Raw genomic sequence first — 20826 nt, forward strand, 5'->3', positions numbered from 1 at the left:
ATGACCACCACCACGACGGACACCGTCCGCGACACCGCCACGGCCGCCACCGTCCTCGACGCGAGCGGGGTGACCATGCGCTTCGGCGGTCTGACCGCCGTCCGCGGGGTCGACCTCACCGTCCGCGAGGGCGAGATCGTCGGCCTGATCGGCCCCAACGGCGCCGGCAAGACCACCTTCTTCAACTGCCTGACCGGTCTGTACGTCCCCACCGAGGGACAGGTCAGCTACAAGGGGACGGTCCTGCCGCCGAAGCCGCACCTGGTCACCCAGGCCGGCATCGCCCGCACCTTCCAGAACATCCGCCTCTTCTCCAACATGACGGTCCTGGAGAACGTCCTCGTCGGACGCCACACCCGGACCAAGGAGGGCCTGTGGTCCGCGCTCCTGCGCGGCCCCGGCTTCAAGCGCGCGGAGGCCGCCTCCCGCGAACGGGCCATGGAACTCCTGGAGTTCGTCGGCCTGGCCGCCAAGGCGGAGCACCTGGCCCGCAACCTGCCGTACGGCGAGCAGCGCAAGCTGGAGATCGCCCGCGCGCTCGCCAGCGACCCCGGTCTGCTGCTGCTCGACGAGCCGACGGCCGGCATGAACCAGAGCGAGACCCGCACCACCGAGGAGCTCGTCTTCGCGATCCGCGACCGGGGCATCGCGGTCCTGGTCATCGAGCACGACATGAAGTTCATCTTCAAGCTCTGTGACCGCGTGGCCGTCCTCGTCCAGGGCGAGAAGCTCGTCGAGGGCACGTCCGAGGTCGTCCAGGGCGACGAGCGCGTCGTCGCCGCCTACCTGGGCACCCCGTACGAGGGCGCCCCCGGTGCGGAGGAGGTCGCCGAGGTCGAGGCGGCCGAGGTCGAGGCCGAGGTCGTGGCCGCGGAGGCCGAGGCGACGGAGGCCGAGGCGGCGGAGGAGTCCGCCGAAGAGGCCCCCGAGGCCGACGACACCCCCGCCGACGCGGCTCCGGCCGCCGACGCGGACAGCACCACCGAAGGAGACTCCAAGTGACCGCACTTCTGGAGGTCGAGGACCTCAGGGTCGCCTACGGCAAGATCGAGGCCGTCAAGGGCATCTCCTTCTCCGTCGAGGCGGGCCAGGTCGTCGCCCTGATCGGCACCAACGGCGCCGGCAAGACCACGACCCTGCGGACCCTGTCCGGACTGATCAAGCCGTCCGCCGGCCGGGTCACCTTCGACGGCCAGGAGCTCAACGGCATCCCGGCCCACAAGGTCGTCTCGCTCGGTCTCGCCCACTCCCCCGAGGGCCGGCACATCTTCCCCCGGCTCTCCATCGAGGAGAACCTCCAGCTCGGCGCCTTCCTCCGCAGCGACAAGGCCGGCATCGAGAAGGACATCCAGAAGGCCTACGACCTCTTCCCGATCCTGGGCGAGCGTCGCAAGCAGGCCGCGGGCACCCTCTCCGGCGGCGAGCAGCAGATGCTCGCGATGGGCCGGGCGCTGATGTCCCAGCCCAAGCTGCTGATGCTGGACGAGCCCTCGATGGGCCTCTCCCCGATCATGATGCAGAAGATCATGGAGACCATCGCGGCGCTGAAGTCCGAGGGCATGACGATCCTGCTCATAGAGCAGAACGCGCAGGCCGCGCTCTCCCTCGCGGACTACGGGTACGTGATGGAGGTCGGCACGGTGAAGCTCTCCGGCACCGGCCAGGACCTGCTGGTCAACGACGACGTGCGCAAGACGTACCTCGGCGAGGACTGAGCACCCGGTCCGCCCACGACGGAAGGCCCGCCCCACAGTGCTGTGGGGCGGGCCTTCTTCACGTCGCCGTGCGGCGCCGGGACTACTGCTCCTTGTCCCGCGCGGCCTTCTTCTCCTCGGCGTCCTCGATGACGGCCTCGGCGACCTGCTGCATCGACATGCGGCGGTCCATGGAGGTCTTCTGGATCCAGCGGAAGGCGGCCGGCTCCGTCAGCCCGTACTGCGTCTGCAGCACCGACTTGGCGCGGTCCACCAGCTTGCGGGTCTCCAGTCGCTGGGAGAGGTCGGCGACCTCCTTCTCCAGGGCGCGGAGCTCCGCGAAGCGGGAGACGGCCATCTCGATGGCCGGGACCACGTCGCTCTTGCTGAACGGCTTCACCAGGTACGCCATCGCGCCGGCGTCCCGGGCGCGCTCGACCAGCTCGCGCTGCGAGAAGGCGGTGAGCATGAGGACCGGGGCGATGGACTCGCCGGCGATCTTCTCCGCGGCCGAGATGCCGTCCAGGACGGGCATCTTCACGTCCAGGATGACGAGGTCGGGGCGGTGCTCGCGGGCGAGCTCGACGGCCTTGGCGCCGTCACCGGCCTCGCCTACGACCGTGTACCCCTCTTCCTCCAGCATCTCTTTGAGATCGAGGCGGATGAGGGCCTCGTCCTCGGCGATGACGACACGGGTCGTCAGCGGCGGGACGTGCGACGCCTCGGCGTCGTCGGCGGGCTGGGGCGACTCGGGGGCGGTCACGGGGGCTCCTCGTTACGGGGCAGTGCGCTGCACCAGGAAGCCTACCTAGCTGCTGGCCGGACCAGTGACCGGGTACACTCCCACTGGCAACGCCGGGTTGGCGCAATTGGCTGACGCGGAGGTCTCAAACACCTCTGTCCGAAAGGACGTGTGGGTTCGAATCCCATACCCGGCACCATCCTGTAAGCGGACGCTCACCTTCGTGTGAATGTCCGCTTTTCGCTGCGCACGGCGATGAATCATTGCACAGAGTCATTGCATGAACTTTCACGGCCCGGAAGTGCGGCAGCGGGCGGTCGCACTGCTGCGCAGCGGCGCCAGGAACGCGGATGTGGCGCGCGAACTCGACGTTCCTCAAGGCACGATCGGCTACTGGAAGCACGAGGACCGCGCGAAGCGGGGCGAGTGCCCGGGACGACCCGACCCGAAATGTCCCCGCTGTGACGGACGGGACCTGGACGAGGCGGCGTACGCATATCTCCTCGGTTTCTATCTGGGCGACGGCCACATCAGCACATATTCGGCGCACCGAGTGCCGAACCTCATGATCACCCTTGATGACACCTGGCCGGGTGTGCAGGACGATGCCGAGGTTGCCATGCGTCGAGTCTTCCCGGACAACGCCACGTGCCGCGTCCGCAGGAAGGGCTGTCACAACATCAAGGTGTACTCCCTGCACCTCGCCTGTCTCTTCCCCCAGCACGGACCGGGGAGGAAGCACGAGCGCCGCATCGCCCTCGAACCATGGCAGCAGGCGATCGTCGACGTACACCCCTGGGAGTTCATCCGGGGCCTCATCTACTCCGACGGATGCCGGATCACCAACTGGACCACACGCCTCGTCGGTGGCGAGCCCAAGCGGTACGAATACCCCCGGTACTTCTTCACCAACAAGTCCCACGACATCCGGAGACTGCTCGGCGACACCCTCGACAGGGTCGGTGTCGAATGGACGAGCACCCATCGCGGCACCGACCCGTACAACATCTCCGTCGCCCGCAAAGCCTCCGTCGCCCTCATGGACGCCCACGTCGGACCCAAGTACTGACTAGGTCAGGGGGGCGCCGATGTGGTGGACGCGGACGAGGTTGGTGGAGCCGGCGACGCCGGGCGGGGAGCCGGCGGTGATGACGACGATGTCGCCCGGTCGGCAGCGGCCGATGCGGAGGAGCTCCTCGTCGACCTGGGCGACCATGGCGTCGGTGGAGTCGACGTGGGGGCCGAGGAAGGTCTCGACGCCCCAGGTGAGGTTGAGCTGGGAGCGCGTGGCCGGGTCGGGGGTGAAGGCCAGCAGGGGGATCGGCGAGCGGTAGCGGGAGAGGCGCCGGACGGTGTCGCCGGACTGGGTGAAGGCGACGAGGAACTTGGCGCCGAGGAAGTCGCCCATCTCGGCGGCGGCGCGGGCGACGGCTCCGCCCTGGGTGCGGGGCTTGTTCCGTTCGGTCAGCGGGGGCAGGCCCTTGGCGAGGACGTCCTCCTCGGCGGCTTCGACGATCCGGCCCATGGTGCGGACGGTCTCGATGGGGTAGCGGCCGACGCTGGTCTCGCCGGAGAGCATGACGGCGTCGGTGCCGTCGATGACGGCGTTGGCGACGTCGCTGGCCTCGGCGCGGGTGGGCCGGGAGTTGTCGATCATCGAGTCGAGCATCTGGGTGGCGACGATGACCGGCTTGGCATTGCGCTTGGCGAGTTTGACGGCGCGCTTCTGGACGATCGGCACCTGTTCGAGGGGCATCTCGACGCCGAGGTCGCCGCGGGCGACCATGATGCCGTCGAAGGCGGCGACGATCTCCTCGATGTTCTCGACGGCCTGCGGTTTCTCGATCTTGGCGATGACGGGGAGCCTGCGGCCCTCCTCGTCCATGATCCGGTGGACGTCGTCGATGTCTCGGGCGCTGCGGACGAAGGAGAGGGCGATGACGTCGGCGCCGGTGCGCAGCGCCCAGCGGAGGTCCTCGATGTCCTTCTCGGAGAGGGCGGGGACGGAGACGGCGACGCCGGGGAGGTTGAGGCCCTTGTGGTCGGAGACCATGCCGCCCTCGATGACGAGGGTGTTCACGCGGGGGCCGTCGACGGAGGTGACCTCCAGGGTGACGCGCCCGTCGTCGACGAGGATGCGTTCGCCGGGGGTGACGTCCTGGGCGAGGCCGGCGTAGGTGGTGCCGCAGCAGTGGCGGTCGCCCTCGGTCGGTTCGACGGTGATGGTGAACTCGTCGCCGCGTTCAAGCAGTACGGGTCCCTCGCGGAAGCGGCCGAGGCGGATCTTCGGGCCTTGAAGGTCGGCGAGGACGCCGACGCTGCGGCCGGTCTCGTCGGCGGCTTTGCGGACGCGCTGGTAGCGGTCCTCGTGCTCGGCGTAGGTGCCGTGGCTGAGGTTGAGGCGGGCCACGTCCATTCCGGCCTCGACCAACGCCTTGATCTGGTCGTATGTTTCGGTGGCGGGCCCAAGGGTACAAACGATTTTCGCTCGGCGCATGGGTCGAGCCTAGGGCTTACCGACGAGTAGGAAATCGGCGCGGCATGACTACTCAACAACCTTTCCGTGAAAGGTTGTTGACAAGACTTGAATCTGTGCACCGGCGTGCTCCGATGAGCGATTTCCGCCCCCCGGAGCCGCCCGTCTCAGAGTGCGGGCGGCCGCATCGTGAAGCGCGCGACGACCTCCGCCGTGACCGTCTGACGCTGCGGTGCGAGGTCCAGCGGCGGGGCCTCGACGGCCTCTTCCGCCGCGAAGGCGACCGGGGCGCCGCGGAAGCCGCCGCCCCTGGGCAGCGGGGGTCCGTCGAGGCCGGCGTCCGAGAGTTCGAGGAGTGAGGCGAGGGAGGTGCCCAGCGCCTCGGCGTACGCGCGTGCGCGGCGCACGGCCTCGGTGACCGCGAGCCGGCGCGCCTCGGCGTACGCCGGGGACTCCGGCCGCAGCGCCCACCAGGGGCCGTCGACGCTCGTCATCTCCAGGTCGGCGAGCCGGGTGACGAGTTCCCCGAGGGCGGTGAAGTCGGTGAGTTCGGCGGTGACCCGCACCCGGCCCTCGTAGGCGTGGACGCGTTCGCCGCGGCCGCGCCGGCCGAGTTCGGGGGCGATGGAGAGCCGGCCGGTCTCCAGTTTCTCGAGGCCGTCGCCGGCGGCCTTGACCAGGTCGATCACCCGGGCGTTGCGGCGGGTGAGGTCGGCGAGGGCGGTGGCGCGGTCGGTGCCCCGGGCGGAGACGGTGATCCAGATGCCGGCGAGCTCGGGGTCGACGTCGAGTCGTCCCTCGCCGCGGACCGTCACCTGGGGTGCGTCGGGGGTCGCGTGTTCCTGTGTCACGTCCGGATCCTCCGTGTTCGGCTGCGATCGTCCGTCGAACACTTTCCCACTCCGTAACCCGGAAGGTCTGTTGCCGGGGGTGCGTCTGAGCCAGAATCTACGCGCGTTGTGCGCCACGGTCGGCGCCGGCGCCACAGAACCACAAGGGGAGAACACACATGCCGCTGAACCGCAGGACGTTCCTGGAGCGCTCGGCCGCCGCCGGGGCCGGAGTGGCCGTCGCCGGAGCCGTCGCCGTTCCCGCCGAGGCCCACGGCCCCGGCCGTCCGCGTCCGCAGAAGCGGTACTCGTTCACCGTGATGGGCACCACCGACCTGCACGGCAACGTCTTCAACTGGGACTACTTCACGGACAAGGAGTTCGACGACAAGGCGCACAACGACGTCGGCCTCGCGAAGATCTCGACGCTGGTCGACCGGGTCCGCGAGGAGAAGGGCCGCCGCAACACCCTGCTCATCGACGCCGGCGACACCATCCAGGGCACCCAGCTGTCGTACTACTACGCCAAGGTCGACCCGATCACCGCCCGTCGCGGCCCGGTCCACCCGATGGCCCAGGCCATGAACGCCATCGGCTACGACGCCGCGGCGCTCGGCAACCACGAGTTCAACTACGGCATCCCGGTGCTGCGGAAGTTCGAGGAGCAGTGCGACTTCCCGCTGCTCGGTGCCAACGCGCTGGACGCGAAGACGCTGCGCCCGGCCTTCGCCCCGTACAGCATGCACCGGCTGCGCACCCCGCACGGCAAGGACGTGCGGGTGGCGGTCCTCGGTCTGACGAACCCGGGCATCGCGATCTGGGACAAGGCGAACGTGACCGGCAGGATGGTCTTCCCGGGGCTGGAGGAGCAGGCCGCGAAGTGGGTGCCGAAGCTGCGCTCGATGGGCGCGGACGTGGTCGTCGTCTCGGCGCACTCCGGCTCCAGCGGCACCTCGTCCTACGGTGACCAGCTGCCGTACGTGGAGAACGCGGCCGGGCTCGTCGCCGAGCAGGTCCCCGGCATCGACGCGATCCTCGTCGGCCACGCGCACACGGAGATCCCCGAGTACCGGATCGCGAACAAGGAGACCGGCAAGGAGGTGGTGCTCTCCGAGCCGCTGAAGTGGGGGCAGCGCCTCACCCTCTTCGACTTCGACCTGGTGTGGGAGAAGGGCCGCTGGACGGTCGAGAAGGTCGCCGCGCAGGTCCTGAACTCCAACACGGTGGAGGAGGACCCGAAGATCACCGGGCTGCTCGCGGACGAGCACAGGAAGGTCGTCGCGTACGTCAACCAGGTGATCGGCACCTCCACCGCGGCGATGACCACGGCCGACGCGCCGTGGAAGGACGAGCCGATCATCGACCTGATCAACGTGGTGCAGGCCGAGACGGTGAAGGCGGCCCTGGCGGGCGGCGCGTACGCCGGGCTGCCGGTGCTCTCGCAGGCGTCCTGCTTCTCGCGGACGGCCCGGATCCCGGCGGGCGAGATCAGCATCAAGGACGCGGCCGGGCTGTACCCCTTCGAGAACACGCTGGAGGCCCGTCTGCTGACCGGCGCCCAGCTGAAGGACTACCTGGAGTACTCGGCGAAGTACTACGTCCGGACGGCGGCGGGGGCGCCCGTCGACACGGCGAAGCTGACCAACGCGGACAACACGCCGGACTACAACTACGACGCGGTGTCGGGTCTGACCTACGAGATCGACATCGCGCAGCCGGCGGGCTCGCGGATCGTGGGCCTGGCGTTCGAGGGCAAGCCGCTCGACCCGGCCGCGCGGTTCGTCCTCGCGGTCAACAACTACCGGGCGAGCGGCGGCGGCGCGTTCCCGCACGTGGCGGCCGCCCAGCAGCTGTGGGCCAACTCGGACGAGATCCGCAACACCATCATCCAGTGGGTGCAGGCCAAGGGGACGGTGGACCCGGGCCTCTTCGCGTCGGTGGACTGGAAGCTGACCCGGGACGGTGTGCCGGTGTTCTAGGCGCCGCCTAGACGAGCGGAGTGAGAGGCGTCAGCTTCTGGCCCTGGGCCGGGATGCTCGGCGCCTCTCGCGTCTCCAGGCCGAAGCTGGTGAAGGCGGTGCGGCGGGGCAGCGGGTACGGCTCCTTGCCGGTGACCGCGTTGAGGATGGTGGCGCTGCGCCAGGCGGCGAGGCCGAGGTCGGGGGCGCCGACGCCGTGGGTGTGCCGCTCGGCGTTCTGGACGTAGACGGAGCCGGTGACGGACGGGTCGAGGACCAGCCGGTACCGCTCGTCGACCCGGGCGCGGCCGGCGGCGTCGTGGCGGAGGTAGGGGTCGAGGCCGGCGAGCATCCGCTCGACGGGGCGTTCGCGGTAGCCGGTGGCGAGGACGACGGCGTCGGTGATGAGCCGGGAGCGGGTGCCCTGCTGGAGGTGTTCCAGGTGGAGTTCGACCTGGGTGGTGGCGACCCGGCCGGCGGTGCGGACCCGGACGCCGGGGGTGAGGACGGCGTCGGGCCAGCCGCCGTGCAGCGTCCTGCGGTAGAGCTCGTCGTGGATGGCGGCGATGGTGTCGGCGTCGATGCCCTTGTGGAGCTGCCACTGGCGGGGCACGAGGTCGCCGCGGACGGGCTCGGGCAGGGCGTGGAAGTAGCGGGTGTAGTCGGGGGTGAAGTGCTCCAGGCCGAGCTTGGAGTACTCCATGGGGGCGAAGGCCTCGGTGCGGGCGAGCCAGTGGATGCGTTCGGCTCCGGCGGGGCGGGAGCGGAGGAGGTCGAGGAAGACCTCGGCGCCGGACTGGCCGGAGCCGATGACGGTGACGTGTCCGGCGGCGAGGAGCGTGTCGCGGTGGGCGAGGTAATCGGCGGAGTGGATGACGGGGACGCCGGGGGCGTCGGCGAGCGGCTTGAGGGGTTCGGGGACGTAGGGCTCGGTGCCGACGCCGAGGACGACGTTGCGGGTGTAGGCGCGGCCGAGGGCCTCGGCCTCGCCGCCGGGGTCGATCTGGGTGAAGTCGACCTCGAAGAGGCGGCGTTCGGGGTTCCAGCGGACGGAGTCGACCTGGTGGCCGAAGTGGAGGCCGGGGAGGCGTTCGCTGACCCAGCGGCAGTAGGCGTCGTACTCGGCGCGCTGGATGTGGAACTTCTCGGCGAAGTAGAAGGGGAAGAGGCGCTCGCGGCTCTTCAGGTAGTTGAGGAAGGTCCAGGGGCTGGCCGGGTCGGCGAGGGTCACCAGGTCCGCGAGGAAGGGGACCTGGAGGGTGGCGCCGTCGATGAGGAGTCCGGGGTGCCACCGGAAGGCGGGCTGCTGCTCGTAGAAGGTGGCGGCGAGTCCGCCGGGCACGCCGTGGGCGAGGGCGGCGAGCGAGAGGTTGAAGGGGCCGATGCCGACGCCCACGAGGTCGTGGGGCTGGTCGGGTTCCTGCTGGGGGGTGCTGCCGGTCATCGGTGCGTGCTGCCTTCCACGAGGGTGATGAGCTGGGCCAGGTCGCCGGGGGTGGCGTGGGGGTTGAGCAGGGTGGCCTTGAGCCAGAGGCGGCCGTCGGCGGTGGCGCGGCCGAGGACGGCGCGGCCATCGGCGAGGAGGTCGCGGCGGATCGCGGCGACGGTCTCGTCGTCGGCGTCGACGGGCCGGAAGAGGACCGTGGTGAGGGTGGGGCGGGCGCGCAGCTCCAGGCCGGGGGTCTTCTCGACGAGGTCGGCGAGGTCCCGGGCGCGTTCCACGCAGGCGTCGACGAGGGCGCCGAGGCCGTCGCGGCCGAGGGCGCGGAGGGTGACGGCGGTTTTGAGGACGTCGGGGCGGCGGGTGGTGCGCAGGGAGCGTCCGAGGAGGTCGGGGAGGCCGGCCTCGGTGTCGTCGTCGGCGTTGAGGTAGTCGGCGGTGTGGTCGAGGGCGGCGAGGTCGGCGGCCTCGCGGACGGCGAGGAGTCCGGCGGCGGCCGGCTGCCAGCCGAGTTTGTGGAGGTCGACGGTGACGGTGCGGGCCCGGTCGAGGCCGTGCAGGAGCGGGCGGTGGGTGCGGCTGAAGAGGGCGGGGCCTCCGTAGGCGGCGTCGACGTGGAGGGTGGCGCCGTGGGCGTCGCAGGTGTCGGCGAGGGCGGGGAGGGGGTCGATCAGGCCCTCGTCGGTGGTGCCGGCGGTGGCGGCGACGAGGACGGGGCCCTCGGTGCGGGCGAGGGCGTCGGCGAGGGCGGCCGGGTCCATGGTGCCGCGGGGGGTGGGCACGGTGACGGGCTCGGGCATGCCGAGGAGCCAGGTGGCGCGGCGGAAGGAGTGGTGGGCGTTGGCGCCGACGACGGTGCGGAGGGCGCCGTGGCGTTCGCGGGCCAGGAGCAGGGCGAGCTGGTTGGACTCGGTGCCGCCGGTGGTGACGAGGGCGTCCGGGGCGGGCGCGGCGGGGAAGACCTCGGCGGCGAGGGCGGCGGTGACCCGGTGTTCCAGGGCGGAGGCGGCGGGCGCCTGGTCCCAGGAGTCCATGGAGGGGTTCAGCGCGGAGGCGGCCAGGTCGGCGGCGGCGGCGAGCGCGAGCGGCGGGGTGTGGAGGTGGGCGGCGCAGAGGGGGTGGGCGGGGTCGGCGGCGCCTCGTGCCAGGGCGTGGACGAGGGTCCGCAGGGCCTCGTCGGCGCCGGTGCCGGTCTCGGGGAGTACGGCTCCGAGGGCCGCCGTCCGTGCGGCCACGACGTCCGGGCCGCCGGCCGGAAGCGGGCCGCCGCGCTCCGCCGCGCCGGTGCGGAGGGCGTCGAGGACGGTGTCCAGGAGGGGGCGGAGGGCGTCGGGGCCGGGGGTGCCTCCGGCGAGGGGTGGGGGTGCGGCACGCATGGACGACAGCGTGGCGGGCCCTGGTGGGGCGTGTCCGGGGAGTGGCCGCTTGTGACCCGAACGAGGGACACGCGGGGGCGGGGCGGGGGGCCCGGGCAGGTAGAGGGGGTGTGGTCCCCGGGGGGGGCACGCAGCGGGCGGGTGCGCGGCAGGCGGGGAGGGTGCGCCGTCGCGGGCGGGGCGGTTGTGCCGTCGCGGGGCGGGACAGGTGCGCCGTCGCGGGGCGGGCTGGTCTGGCGTCGCGGGGCGGGCGGGTCTGGCGTCGCGGGGCGGGCGGGGGTGCCCGTGGCCCCGGCGCAGGGTGGTGCCCTGCGCCGGGGGGCGGGATCAGGCGGTGCGGACCGCGAGGGCCCGGCGGAGGTCGTCGAGCTGGTCGACGAGCTTGCGGCGGAGGGCCGGGATGACGGTGTCGTCGGCGAGGTGGGCCTCGCCGAGGGCGAGGGAGTCGGCGTCGACGGCGAAGGCCGGGAAGGCGTAACGGCCGGCGGCCTCGGCCATGGCGGGGCCCCGGCGGTCCCCGAGGGCGGCGGCGTCGGCGTAGAAGCGGGTCACGTAGGCGCGGACGAGGTCGGCCTGTTCGGGCTGCCAGAAGCCCTGGGCGGTGGCGGTGAAGAGGTAGTTGGACAGGTCGTCGGTGTCGAAGAGGGCGGACCAGGCCGCGGCCTTGGCGGCCGGGTCCGGGAGGGCGGCGCGGCAGCGGGCTGCGCCCTCCTCGCCGGTGGCGCTGGGGTCCCGTTCCAGCTCGGCGGCGATCGCGGCCTCGTCGGTGGCGCCGAGGACGGCGAGGCGGGCCAGGATGCGCCAGCGGAGCTCGGGGTCGAGTTCGGGGCCGCCGTGGACGGTGCCCTCGTCGAGCCAGGAGGCGATCTTGTCGGGGGTGGTGGCGCTGTCGACGAGGGCCCGGACGGCGGTGAGGCGGAGGCCGGGCGACTCGCCGTCCTCGGTGCGGCGGAGCAGGTCGCGGGCGATCTCGCCGATCTTGGCGAGCGCGGCGGGGCGCTCGTCCTCGGTGACGTACCGGTCGGCGATCTGGGTGCGGGCGAAGCCGAGGACGCCCTGGAGGAGGGCGAGTTCGGTCTCGTGGGGCAGGTGCGCGAGGGCGGTCTCGAGGTAGTCGGCGGGGGCGAGGTCGCCGTCGCGGACCATGTCGCGCAGGGCGTTCCAGACGACGGCGCGGGTCAGCGGGTCGGGGATGCGGGAGAGGCCGCGCAGGGCGCTCTCCAGGGAGACCTCGTCGAAGCGGAGCTTGGTGTAGGTGAGGTCCTCGTCGTTGAGGACGACGAGGGCGGGGCGGGGGCCGGTGAGCTCCAGGGGCTCGTCCTGCGGCACGTCGACCTCGCGGCGTTCGCGGAGCACGAGGTCGCCGGAGGGATCGCGGTCGTGGACGCCGACGGAGATGCGGTGGGGGCGGCTGCCGTCGCGGTCGACGGAGAGCCGCCAGGTGCTGCCGGTGCCGTCGAGGCGGGGGGTGAGGGTGTCGACGCCGGTCGTCCGGAGCCACTGGTCGGCCCAGGCGTGGACGTCGCGGTCGGTGGCGGCGGCGAGGTTGTCGATGAAGTCGGCGAGCGTGGCGTTGCCGAACCGGTGGCGCTTGAAGTGGATGTTGATGCCGGCGAGGAAGTCCTTCTCGCCGAGCCAGGTGACGAGCTGGCGGAGCGCGGAGGCGCCCTTGGCGTAGGAGATGCCGTCGAAGTTGAGGAGCGCGGAGGCGGTGTCGGGGACGGCCTCCGGGTCGGGGGCGACGGGGTGGGTGGAGGGCCGCTGGTCGGCCTCGTAGCCCCATGCCTTGCGGGCGACGCCGAAGTCGACCCAGGTGTCGGGGAAGAGGTCGGAGCACGCCTCGTTGACGGTCTGGAAGCCCATGTACTCGGCGAAGGACTCGTTCAGCCAGATGTCGTCCCACCAGCGCAGGGTGACGAGGTCGCCGAACCACATGTGGGCCATCTCGTGGGCGATGACCATGGCGCGGGTCTGGCGTTCGGTGACGGTGACGGCGGAGCGGAAGACGAACTCGTCGCGGAAGGTGACGAGTCCGGGGTTCTCCATGGCGCCGGCGTTGAACTCGGGGACGAACGCCTGGTCGTAGGAGTCGAAGGGGTAGGGCTCGTCGAACTTCTCGTGGTAGCGGTCGTAGCACGCCTTGGTGACGGCGAGGATCTCGTCGGCGTCGGCGTCGAGGTGGGGGGCGAGGGAGCGGCGGCAGTGGAGGCCGAAGGGCAGTCCGGCGTGTTCGGTGCGGACGGAGTGCCAGGGGCCGGCGGCGACGCAGACGAAGTAGGTGGAGAGCAGCGGCGTGGGGGCGGCGAGCCAGCTGCCGTCGGGCTGCCGTTCGGTGACGCTGTTGGAGAGGACGGTCCAGCCGTCGGGGGCGGTGACGGCCAGTTCGAAGACGGCCTTGAGGTCGGGCTGGTCGAAGGCGGCGAAGACGCGCTGGACGTCCTCCATGAAGAGCTGGGTGTAGACGTACGACTCGCCGTCCGTGGGGTCCTTGAAGCGGTGCATGCCCTCGCCGGTGCGGGAGTACCGCATGACGGCGTCGACGCTCAGGGTGTGCTCGCCCTCGGTGAGGGTCAGCGGGAGGCGGTTCCCGTCGAGGGCGGCGACGTCGAGGGGTTCGCCGTCGAGGACGGCGGCGTGGAGGGTCTCGGGCTTGAGCTCGACGAAGGTGTCCCCCGCGGCGCGGGCCGTGAAGCGGATGAGGCTCCGTGACGTGAAGGTCTCGTCGCCGGTCGTGAGGTCGAGGTCCACGCGGTAGTGGTGGACGTCGAGGAGCTGGGCACGGGTCTGCGCTTCGTCGCGCGTCAGTACGGACATGCGCCCTATGCTGCCCGATGCCGGGGGTGTCGGGCAGGGGTGGTGGCGTATCCGCGCTCAGGCGAGTCCGGAGCCGTCGAGGTGGGCGAAGGCCGCGGTGATGCGGGGGCGGTCGTATCCGGCGGGACCGGCGGCGCCGCTGGAGAGCAGGGCGTGGAGCAGGACGCGGGCCTTGGCGGGGTCGAGGGGGCCGGCCGGGACGAGTCCGTGGTGCAGCAGGTCGTACTCGGAGCCGGGTCCGCGGTAGGTCTGCGCGAGGGTGGTGCCGCCGCCGGTGCGGGAGGCGAGGACGACCGGGATGCGGCGGGCGAGGGCGGCGAGCGGTTCGACGAGCCAGGTGGGGGCGTGGCCGGCGCCGAACGCGGCGACGACGAGGCCCTGGAAGCGGTCGTCGACGGCGTCGAGGAGTTCGCCGCGGTCGCCCTGGGAGAGGGTCACGAGGGCCACCCGTACCGCCGGGTCGAAGGAGAGCCGGCAGACCGCGGAGGGCACGGCGGGGCGGAGCAGGATCCGGGGCTCGCCCTCGACGACGGTGCCGAGGGGTCCGGCGCCGGGCGAGGCAAAGGTGGCGACGGAGGTGGTGTGGGTCTTGCGGGCGTGGCGGGCGGCGTGGATCTCGTCGGCGAGGACGACCAGGACGCCGAGGTTCCGGCAGGCGGGGTCGGCGGCGACGGCGAGGGCGGCGGCGAGGTTGGCGGGGCCGTCGGCGCCGGGCAGGTCGGGGCGGCGCATGGCGCCGGTGACGACGACGGGCTGTTCGGTGGTGCAGAGCAGGTCGAGGAGGAAGGCGGTCTCCTCCAGGGTGTCGGTGCCCTGGACGACGACGACGCCGGAGCCGCCGGCGACGGTCTCGCGCACCTCGTCGGCGAGGGCGGCGAGGTCCTCGTGGGTGACGGAGGAGCTGGGGACGCGGCGGAAGTCACGGAGGACGACGTCCTCGGGGGCGCCGAGTCCGGCGAGGACCTCCCGGCCGGTCATGCGGGCCGCGTCACCGCCGCGCGCGGAGATGGTGCCTCCGAGGGTGAAGACCGTGACGCGGGCCATCAGCGTGCTCCGTCCGCAATCGTCTCGTGGTGGCGGATGACCTCGGCGATGATGAAGTTGAGGAGTTTCTCCGCGAAGGCCGGGTCCAGTCTTGCGCTCTCGGCGAGTTCTCGCAGCCGGGCGATCTGGCGGGCCTCGCGGGCGGGGTCGGCGGGCGGCAGCTGGTGCTCGGCCTTGAGGACGCCGACCTGCTGGGTGCACTTGAAGCGCTCGGCGAGCATGTGCACGACCGCCGCGTCGATGTTGTCGATGCTCTCGCGCAGCCGGGTCAGTTCGGCGATGACGGTCGGGTCGATCTCGCTGGTGTCGCTCATGATCTGCGAGCTTAGACGGATCCCGGGGGGATCGTGGGCGGGTGTTCGGGATCCGGAACGCGGTCGCTCCAGCCGCCGTGGACGGTGTGGCCCTGCTGCTCGCGGAAGCGGACGGGGGCGGTGCCGACGCGGCGGGTGAAGAGGCGGGAGAAGTAGGCGGGGTCGTCGTAGCCGACGCGGCGCGCGACGGCGGCGACGGGCAGTTCGGTGGCGGCGAGGAGTTCCTTGGCGCGGCCGAGGCGGACGGTGAGGAGGTAGTCCTTGGGGCTGCATCCCGCGGCGCGGCGGACGGCGGTGCGCAGCTCGGCCGGGGTCATGCCGTGCCGGGTGGCGTGCTCGGCGACGGAGAGGGGCCGGAAGGCGTCGCGGGCGAGGGCGGCGAGGACGGGGTCGCCGTCGGCGTTGGTGTCGGCGCGGGCGCGGCGCAGGGCGACGAGGAGTTCGTGGACGGCGGCGCCGGTCTCGACTTCGAGGAGGGGGTTGCCGGGGCGTGCGGCGCGGGCGATGCGGCCGATGGCGGCGCGGGCGGGGGCGGCGTCGGAGAGGGGGACGACGGGGCGGTCGGGTTCGATGTAGCCGAGTTCGGTGTAGGTGGCGGTGGCGGGTCCGGAGAAGTCGACGAATGCCTCGTCCCAGCCGGTGCCGGGGTCGGCGCCGTAGTGGTGGGGGGTGCCGGGGGTGAGCCAGAGGAGGGCGGGGGCGGTGACGGCGGTGCGGCGGCCGTCGGCGCCGCGGTACCAGCCGCCGCCGGCGGAGACGACGACGGCGACGTGGTGGTCGAGGGTGCGGGGGCCGACCGCGGGGAGGGTGCCGTGCTGGAGGCCGACGCCGAGGCAGACGAGGCCGAGCTTCTGGTGGACGGGGCTGGGCGTGAAGTAGCGCATCCAGGTGTGGTACATGCCGCGGGCCCCTCCGTTGCGTCCAAACTTCGACGATCTTTGTCCATGGACCGGCTCGCCGCCAGGGGGTGAGGGTGAGGCCATGAGCACGTTCGCTGTGGGTGACGAGGACTTTCTGCTCGACGGGCGGCCCGTGCGGCTGCTCTCGGGGGCGCTGCACTACTTCCGGGTGCACGAGGGCCTGTGGGAGCACCGCCTCGGGATGCTGCGGGCGATGGGGCTCAACTGTGTCGAGACGTACGTGCCCTGGAACCTGTACGAGGCGGAGCCGGGCCGGTACGGGGACGTGGACGAGCTCGGGCGGTTCCTGGACGCGGTGGCCCGGGCGGGGATGTGGGCGATCGTGCGGCCGGGTCCGTACATCTGCGCCGAGTGGGAGAACGGCGGTCTGCCGCACTGGCTGACCGGTCCGCTCGGGCGGCGGGTGCGGACGCTGGACCCGGAGTTCCTGGCGCCGGTGGCGGCGTGGTTCCGGCGGCTGCTGCCGCAGGTGGTGGAGCGGCAGGTGGACCGGGGCGGTCCGGTGGTCCTGGTGCAGGTGGAGAACGAGTACGGGAGCTACGGCAGCGATCTGGCGTATCTGGAGTGGGTGGCGGAGCTGCTGCGCGACTGCGGGGTGGGCGTGCCGCTGTTCACCTCGGACGGGCCGGAGGACCACATGCTGACGGGCGGCGGTGTGCCGGGGGTGCTGGCGACGGCGAACTTCGGCTCGGGGGCGCGGGAGGGGTTCGCGACGCTGCGGCGCCACCGGCCGTCGGGGCCGCTGATGTGCATGGAGTTCTGGTGCGGCTGGTTCGACCACTGGGGCACGGAGCACGCGGTGCGGGACGCGGCGGACGCGGCGGAGGCGCTGCGGGAGATCCTGGAGTGCGGGGCGTCGGTCAATCTGTACATGGCGCACGGGGGCACGAACTTCGCGGGCTGGGCGGGGGCGAACCGGGCGGGCGAGCTGCACGACGGGGCGCTGCGGCCGACGGTCACCTCGTACGACTACGACGCGCCGGTGGACGAGGCGGGGCTGCCGACGGAGAAGTACCGGCTGTTCCGCGAGGTGCTGTCCGCGTACGCGGAGGGGCCGCTGCCGGAGGTGCCGGCGCCTCCGGTGCGGCTGTCGGCGCCGGTGCGCGGCGGCTTCGACGGCTGGGCGCCGCTGGAGGAGGTCCTGGGGGTGCTGGGCGGCGAGGAGCGGGTCGCGCCGGTGCCGCCGACCTTCGAGGAGCTGGGGGTGGACCGGGGGCTGGTCCGCTACCGGGTGGCGGTTCCGGGGCCTCGGCAGCCGTATCCGCTGGGGGTGACGGGGCTGCGGGACCGGGCCACGGTGTACGTCGACGGGGTCCTGGCGGGGGTGCTGGCGGAGGAGGACGGCCGGCTCGCCGAGCCGGTGGCGGGTCCGGCGGTGGTCGATCTGTGGGTGGAGTCGCTGGGCCGGGTGAACTACGGTCCGCGGCTCGCCGAGCCGAAGGGCATCACCGGCGGCGTGCGGCACGAGCGGCAGTATCTGCACGGTGTGCGGGCCCGCGGTCTGCGGCTGGACGCCTTCGGGGCGGACGCGGTGGGCAAGGTGCCGTTCGCCGCGGTGCCGGCGGGTGCGGGTCCCGGTCTGTACCGGGCGGTCCTCGACGTGCCGGGCGCGGGGGACGCGGTCCTGCGGCTGCCGGGTGCGACGCGGGGCTTCGTGTGGGTCAACGGTTTCTGTCTGGGCCGTTACTGGGCCGTGGGTCCACAGGACTCGTTGTTCGTCCCGGGTCCGGTGGTCCGCGAGGGCGCCAACGAGGTGTGGGTGCTGGAGCTGGAGGGCGCGGCGGCCTCGGTCGAGCTGGCCTGAGGTCCGGCGGCCGCGGTCGAGACGGCGTGAGGCCCGGCGGCCGCGGTCGAGCTGGGCTGAGGTCCGGCGGCCCCGGTCGAGACGGCGTGAGGCCCGGGGCCGGGCGGGGGCCGGGGCCGGGACGCGGGAGGGCCCCGGGGTGGTGTGCCCCGGGGCCCTCCCCTCTCGGGTTACAGCGTGGCCGCGGCCGACTTGATCGCGGCGGCGAAGGTCGAGACCTCCGTGTAGACGCCGGGGTAGCCGGCCCGCGCGCAACCCTCGCCCCAGCTCACGATGCCCACCTGGATCCAGGCACCGGCGTTGTCCTTGCGGAACATGGGGCCGCCGGAGTCGCCCTGGCAGGTGTCGACCCCGCCCTGGCTGTAGCCGGCACAGATCTCCTCGGCGGGGACGAGGTCGCTGCCGTACGACGCCTGGCAGGAGGCGTCGGAGACGAACGGGACGTTCGCCTTCAGCAGGTACCGCTGCTGTCCGCCGCCCTCGCGCGCGGCGCCCCAGCCGGCCACGGTGAAGGTGCCGCTGTTGTAGGCCGTGGTGTCGGCGATCTTCAGGTTGGGCAGCGAGCTGATCGGGCTGGCGAGCTTGATCAGCGCCCAGTCCTTGCCCTTGCCGTTGTAGCCGGGGGCCTGCAGGACCTTGGTGGACCTGACCTTGATGGCGCTGCTCGACTGGAGGTCGACGACACCGGCGGTGGCGGTGATGCTGGTGTTGTTGCCGGAGCCGCTCACGCAGTGGGCGGCGGTGAGGACGACCTGGGGGCTGATCAGGGAGCCGCCGCAGCCCATGGAGAGCCGGACCATCCAGGGGAACTCGCCCTGGGCGGCGCGGGTGCCGCCGACGACGGGGGCCGGGGCCGCTGAGGCGGAGGTGGTGGGCTGGAGGCTGACGGCCGCCAGGACGACGGCGCCCGCCGCGGCGAGTTTCTGAAGGGTGCGGACCACACGGTTCTGCTTCATGTGCCTGCCTTCTCTCGTGGGGGGTTGCCCTCGACGCGCACTGACATGAGCCCGTCAAGGCATGTCCGGATTATGGACAGCACTCAACTGCCGCCACAAGAAAGCCTTTTCGGCCATGACCGGTGGTGGGACCGTACAGTGGAAAGGAGGGGGGATGCGGTATGCCGAACCGCGATAGGGCCGACCGTGTCACCCACGGCTTCCCGCACCGCGCCACCGTCCGGGCCTCCCTCACCGCGCTCTACCGGCGCCTCTCCCCCGACGGCGTGCACCGCTACCCGGCCAGCGTCCCCGCCGCGGCCGTCGCCCTCGGCGCCGACGAGGACCTCCATCTCGGCACCCAGCGGGTGGCCCGCGCCCTCGTCCGCCACCTGCGGCTGCCCGAGGCCCGCCTGGTCGTGTGCTTCCGGCCCATGGAGTACGCGGCGACCGTGGAACTGACCGCGGGACCCGAGTACTTCGTCGAGCTCAACGACCGCTTCCGGACCCGCCGCAGGGACATCGGCGCGGCCCTCGCCCACGAGATCACCCACGTCCTGCTGCACCGCCTCGGCCTCGGCTTCCCCGGCACCGCCGAGAACGAGGTCCTCACCGACGTGGCCACCACCTACCTCGGCGCCGGATGGCTGCTCCTCGACGCCTACCGGCGCGACGGCGTGGAGAGCCAGAAGCTCGGCTACCTGACGCCGGAGGAGTTCGGCTACGTCCTCGCCAAGCGCGCCGCGGTCTTCGGCGAGGACCCCTCGCCCTGGTTCACCAGCGACGTGGCGTACGAGGCGTGGGTACGGGGACGGGCCGAGGCGCGCCGCGAGCTGAGCCCGCCGCCGCTCGCCGGGGCGGGCTGGGCCGACCGCCGCCGGTACGACCGGGAGCGGCGCCGCGGCCGGGCGGCCCCGGGCGCCCCGTACGCCTTCGACGGCGGCGCCCCGGCCGTCGCCGTCGCCTTCCCCTGCCCGGTCTGCGGACAGCGGCTGCGCGTCCCCGCCGGCCGTCCGCTGCGCGCCCGGTGCGGGGTCTGCCGCACGGTGCTGGAGTGCGCGGCCTGAACCCGCTGCCGGGGAACGGATTTGCGCCGGGCGCCGACGGCGGGTCAGGGTCGGTGCATGAGCACGTTGTTCGACGCCATCCGGGACGGGGACGAGAACGGGGCGGTACGGGCCCTGCGGGACGGGGCCGACCCCGAGGGCCGGGAGGACGGCGAGAGCGCGCTGTACCGGGCCGCTCTCGGGAACGAGGCCGGAATCGTGCGGGTGCTGCTCGCCGCCGGCGCCGACCCGGGCCGGCGCAGCGGCGCGGACGACGGCGACCTGCCGCTGTGCGGGGCGGCCTGCGGCGGGCACACGGAGGTGGTGCGCGCGCTGCTCGCGGCGGGCGTGGATCCGGACCAGGAGGAGGACTTCGGGTTCACCGCCCTGGCCTGGGCGCTGCGGCTCGGCCACACCGACACGGCGCGGGCGCTCCTGGAGCACGGAGCGGATCCCGACCGGCCCGGCCCCGACGGCGTCCTCCCGCTGGTCGCCGCCGCCCGGCGCGGCTCCGCCGGATGCGTCCGGGCCCTCCTCGACCACGGCGCGCGGTCCCGCGAGGCGGCCCTGCGGGAGGCGCGGCGGTGGATCGGCGTCGACATCGCGGCCGAGCTGCGGCGCGGGCTGGTCGCCGGGAACGAGGGCGGCGAGACCTACGAGGCGGTCGTCCGGCGGGTCCGCGAGGACGGCGGGGTGACGGTCGTCGTGGAACTCCTGCGGGAGGACGGCGCTCCGGGGCGCGGCGACGACCGGCACACCGGGCACGCGGCGATCGCCACCCTCCTGGAGGCGGCGCTGGGGCTGCGCACCCCGCACGAGGAGCTGGCGGCGCGGGCGCTGCGGTGCGGCGACCCGGAGCTGGACGACTGGACGACGGCGGTGGCGGAGCTGGCGGGCCGGGCCGACGAGGAGACCTTCGTCGCGGCGGCCGGCTGGTGCGCCTACCGCGACCCGCTGCGCCGGGCGCTCGGCGCGCGCGTGCTCGGCGCGCTGCCCGGCTTCGCCGCGAGCGCCGTGCCGGTGCTGCGGCGGCTGGCGGCGGACGCCGCCCTGCCGGCCCGTGAGCCGCTGCTGTCGGCGGTCCTCGCGCTCGGGGAGTGCGCGGACCCGGCCGCCGTCCCCGAACTCCTCACGGCGGCCGGGCATCCCGGTGCCGCCGTGCGGCGGGCCACCGCCGCCGCGCTCGCCGGCATCGTCCCGGCCGGGCACGTCGAGGCGCTGGGCGTGCTGCTGGCGCTGAGCAGGGACGGCGATCCCCGGGTGCGGGACTGGGCGACGCTCGCCCTGGCGGAACTGCCCGACGACACGCCGCTGGTCCGCGAGGGCCTGGCCGAGCGTCTCGGCGACGACGACCCGGAGACCGCGGCCGAGGGGGGGGGGGGGGGGGGGGGGGGGGGGGGGGGGGGGGAGGGGGGGGGCCCCCCCCCCCCCC

17 protein-coding genes and 1 tRNA gene are annotated in these 20826 nt (G+C 73.1%); 8 read left to right on the top strand and 10 right to left on the bottom strand.

From position 1 onward, the window contains the following. Together ACZ60W_RS20405 and ACZ60W_RS20410 are read left to right on the top strand one after the other, a co-directional pair. Complete coding sequence (locus ACZ60W_RS20405; protein WP_469756730.1) at positions 1-1002, top strand: ABC transporter ATP-binding protein; 1002 nt, start codon at positions 1-3, stop codon at positions 1000-1002. Then, complete coding sequence (locus ACZ60W_RS20410; RefSeq protein WP_469756731.1) at positions 999-1715, top strand: ABC transporter ATP-binding protein; 717 nt, start codon at positions 999-1001, stop codon at positions 1713-1715. Before ACZ60W_RS20405 ends, ACZ60W_RS20410 begins: the two co-directional genes overlap by 4 nt. A gap of 82 nt (positions 1716-1797) precedes the next feature. Here the strand turns inward: ACZ60W_RS20410 and ACZ60W_RS20415 are convergent, their stop codons facing one another. Beyond that, positions 1798-2457, bottom strand: coding sequence for an ANTAR domain-containing response regulator (locus ACZ60W_RS20415; RefSeq protein ID WP_469756732.1), 660 nt, complete (start codon positions 2455-2457; stop codon positions 1798-1800). Between the two features lie 91 nt (positions 2458-2548). Between ACZ60W_RS20415 and ACZ60W_RS20420 the strand changes: the two genes are divergently transcribed. Both ACZ60W_RS20420 and ACZ60W_RS20425 read left to right on the top strand, forming a co-directional pair. Continuing rightward, positions 2549-2635: transfer RNA gene (locus ACZ60W_RS20420), tRNA-Leu, on the top strand. Between the two features lie 81 nt (positions 2636-2716). Then, a complete protein-coding gene (locus tag ACZ60W_RS20425; protein ID WP_469756733.1) occupies positions 2717-3505 on the top strand; it encodes a transposase in 789 nt (262 codons plus the stop codon). Here ACZ60W_RS20425 and pyk read toward each other — a convergent pair whose 3' ends face one another. Beyond that, the gene (pyk, locus tag ACZ60W_RS20430; protein WP_469756734.1) at positions 3506-4933 is read right to left on the bottom strand and encodes a pyruvate kinase; all 1428 of its coding nucleotides are present in this window, start codon (positions 4931-4933) and stop codon (positions 3506-3508) included. A gap of 146 nt (positions 4934-5079) precedes the next feature. Then, a complete protein-coding gene (locus tag ACZ60W_RS20435; RefSeq protein ID WP_469756735.1) occupies positions 5080-5763 on the bottom strand; it encodes an SIMPL domain-containing protein in 684 nt (227 codons plus the stop codon). A 158-nt stretch (positions 5764-5921) separates the two neighbouring features. On the opposite strand from ACZ60W_RS20435, the gene ACZ60W_RS20440 reads away from it, so the two are divergent. Continuing rightward, positions 5922-7721 carry a bifunctional metallophosphatase/5'-nucleotidase gene (locus ACZ60W_RS20440; RefSeq protein ID WP_469756736.1) on the top strand — a complete coding sequence of 600 codons (1800 nt, stop codon included), beginning with the start codon at positions 5922-5924 and terminating at the stop codon, positions 7719-7721. A gap of 7 nt (positions 7722-7728) precedes the next feature. Here the strand turns inward: ACZ60W_RS20440 and ACZ60W_RS20445 are convergent, their stop codons facing one another. The 6 genes from ACZ60W_RS20445 to ACZ60W_RS20470 form a co-directional block, all read right to left on the bottom strand. Next, a complete protein-coding gene (locus ACZ60W_RS20445) occupies positions 7729-9144 on the bottom strand; it encodes a lysine N(6)-hydroxylase/L-ornithine N(5)-oxygenase family protein (protein WP_469756737.1) in 1416 nt (471 codons plus the stop codon). Further along, positions 9141-10517 (bottom strand): pyridoxal phosphate-dependent decarboxylase family protein, encoded by a 1377-nt coding sequence (locus tag ACZ60W_RS20450; protein ID WP_469756738.1) that lies wholly within the window; start codon positions 10515-10517, stop codon positions 9141-9143. The genes ACZ60W_RS20445 and ACZ60W_RS20450 overlap by 4 nt, the downstream gene beginning before the upstream one ends. Before the next feature lie 327 nt (positions 10518-10844). Next, positions 10845-13331: an aminopeptidase N gene (gene pepN, locus ACZ60W_RS20455; RefSeq protein WP_469756739.1), complete on the bottom strand. Its 2487-nt coding sequence runs from the start codon at positions 13329-13331 to the stop codon at positions 10845-10847. 57 nt (positions 13332-13388) lie between these two features. Continuing rightward, positions 13389-14375, bottom strand: coding sequence for an asparaginase (locus ACZ60W_RS20460; protein WP_469756740.1), 987 nt, complete (start codon positions 14373-14375; stop codon positions 13389-13391). Beyond that, positions 14375-14689: a chorismate mutase gene (locus tag ACZ60W_RS20465; RefSeq protein ID WP_469756741.1), complete on the bottom strand. Its 315-nt coding sequence runs from the start codon at positions 14687-14689 to the stop codon at positions 14375-14377. Before ACZ60W_RS20465 ends, ACZ60W_RS20460 begins: the two co-directional genes overlap by 1 nt. 11 nt (positions 14690-14700) lie before the next feature. Next, positions 14701-15588 (bottom strand): helix-turn-helix domain-containing protein, encoded by an 888-nt coding sequence (locus ACZ60W_RS20470; RefSeq protein WP_469756742.1) that lies wholly within the window; start codon positions 15586-15588, stop codon positions 14701-14703. A gap of 82 nt (positions 15589-15670) precedes the next feature. Between ACZ60W_RS20470 and ACZ60W_RS20475 the strand changes: the two genes are divergently transcribed. Further along, positions 15671-17413, top strand: a complete 1743-nt coding sequence (locus ACZ60W_RS20475; RefSeq protein WP_469756743.1) for a glycoside hydrolase family 35 protein — start codon at positions 15671-15673, stop codon at positions 17411-17413. 170 nt (positions 17414-17583) lie between these two features. Here the strand turns inward: ACZ60W_RS20475 and ACZ60W_RS20480 are convergent, their stop codons facing one another. Continuing rightward, positions 17584-18369 carry a S1 family peptidase gene (locus ACZ60W_RS20480; protein WP_469756744.1) on the bottom strand — a complete coding sequence of 262 codons (786 nt, stop codon included), beginning with the start codon at positions 18367-18369 and terminating at the stop codon, positions 17584-17586. Between the two features lie 161 nt (positions 18370-18530). On the opposite strand from ACZ60W_RS20480, the gene ACZ60W_RS20485 reads away from it, so the two are divergent. Both ACZ60W_RS20485 and ACZ60W_RS20490 read left to right on the top strand, forming a co-directional pair. Further along, positions 18531-19415: a hypothetical protein gene (locus tag ACZ60W_RS20485; RefSeq protein ID WP_469756745.1), complete on the top strand. Its 885-nt coding sequence runs from the start codon at positions 18531-18533 to the stop codon at positions 19413-19415. A 57-nt stretch (positions 19416-19472) separates the two neighbouring features. Next, positions 19473-20826 (top strand): ankyrin repeat domain-containing protein (locus ACZ60W_RS20490; RefSeq protein WP_469756746.1); only part of this gene is annotated, 1354 nt, incomplete at its 3' end.

The organism is Streptomyces sp. NPDC104202, from assembly GCF_055584185.1.

Excerpts from the sequence above, each read along its gene's own strand:
- ACZ60W_RS20425 (WP_469756733.1), top strand. The coding sequence starts at position 2,717 with ATGAACTTTCACGGCCCGGAAGTGCGGCAGCGGGCGGTCGCACTGCTG.
- ACZ60W_RS20475 (WP_469756743.1), top strand. The coding sequence starts at position 15,671 with ATGAGCACGTTCGCTGTGGGTGACGAGGACTTTCTGCTCGACGGGCGG.
- ACZ60W_RS20470 (WP_469756742.1), bottom strand. The coding sequence starts at position 15,588 with ATGTACCACACCTGGATGCGCTACTTCACGCCCAGCCCCGTCCACCAG.
- pyk (WP_469756734.1), bottom strand. The coding sequence starts at position 4,933 with ATGCGCCGAGCGAAAATCGTTTGTACCCTTGGGCCCGCCACCGAAACA.
- ACZ60W_RS20460 (WP_469756740.1), bottom strand. The coding sequence starts at position 14,375 with ATGGCCCGCGTCACGGTCTTCACCCTCGGAGGCACCATCTCCGCGCGC.
- ACZ60W_RS20465 (WP_469756741.1), bottom strand. The coding sequence starts at position 14,689 with ATGAGCGACACCAGCGAGATCGACCCGACCGTCATCGCCGAACTGACC.
- pepN (WP_469756739.1), bottom strand. The coding sequence starts at position 13,331 with ATGTCCGTACTGACGCGCGACGAAGCGCAGACCCGTGCCCAGCTCCTC.
- ACZ60W_RS20485 (WP_469756745.1), top strand. The coding sequence starts at position 18,531 with ATGCCGAACCGCGATAGGGCCGACCGTGTCACCCACGGCTTCCCGCAC.
- ACZ60W_RS20440 (WP_469756736.1), top strand. The coding sequence starts at position 5,922 with ATGCCGCTGAACCGCAGGACGTTCCTGGAGCGCTCGGCCGCCGCCGGG.
- ACZ60W_RS20445 (WP_469756737.1), bottom strand. The coding sequence starts at position 9,144 with ATGACCGGCAGCACCCCCCAGCAGGAACCCGACCAGCCCCACGACCTC.
- ACZ60W_RS20450 (WP_469756738.1), bottom strand. The coding sequence starts at position 10,517 with ATGCGTGCCGCACCCCCACCCCTCGCCGGAGGCACCCCCGGCCCCGAC.
- ACZ60W_RS20480 (WP_469756744.1), bottom strand. The coding sequence starts at position 18,369 with ATGAAGCAGAACCGTGTGGTCCGCACCCTTCAGAAACTCGCCGCGGCG.
- ACZ60W_RS20405 (WP_469756730.1), top strand. The coding sequence starts at position 1 with ATGACCACCACCACGACGGACACCGTCCGCGACACCGCCACGGCCGCC.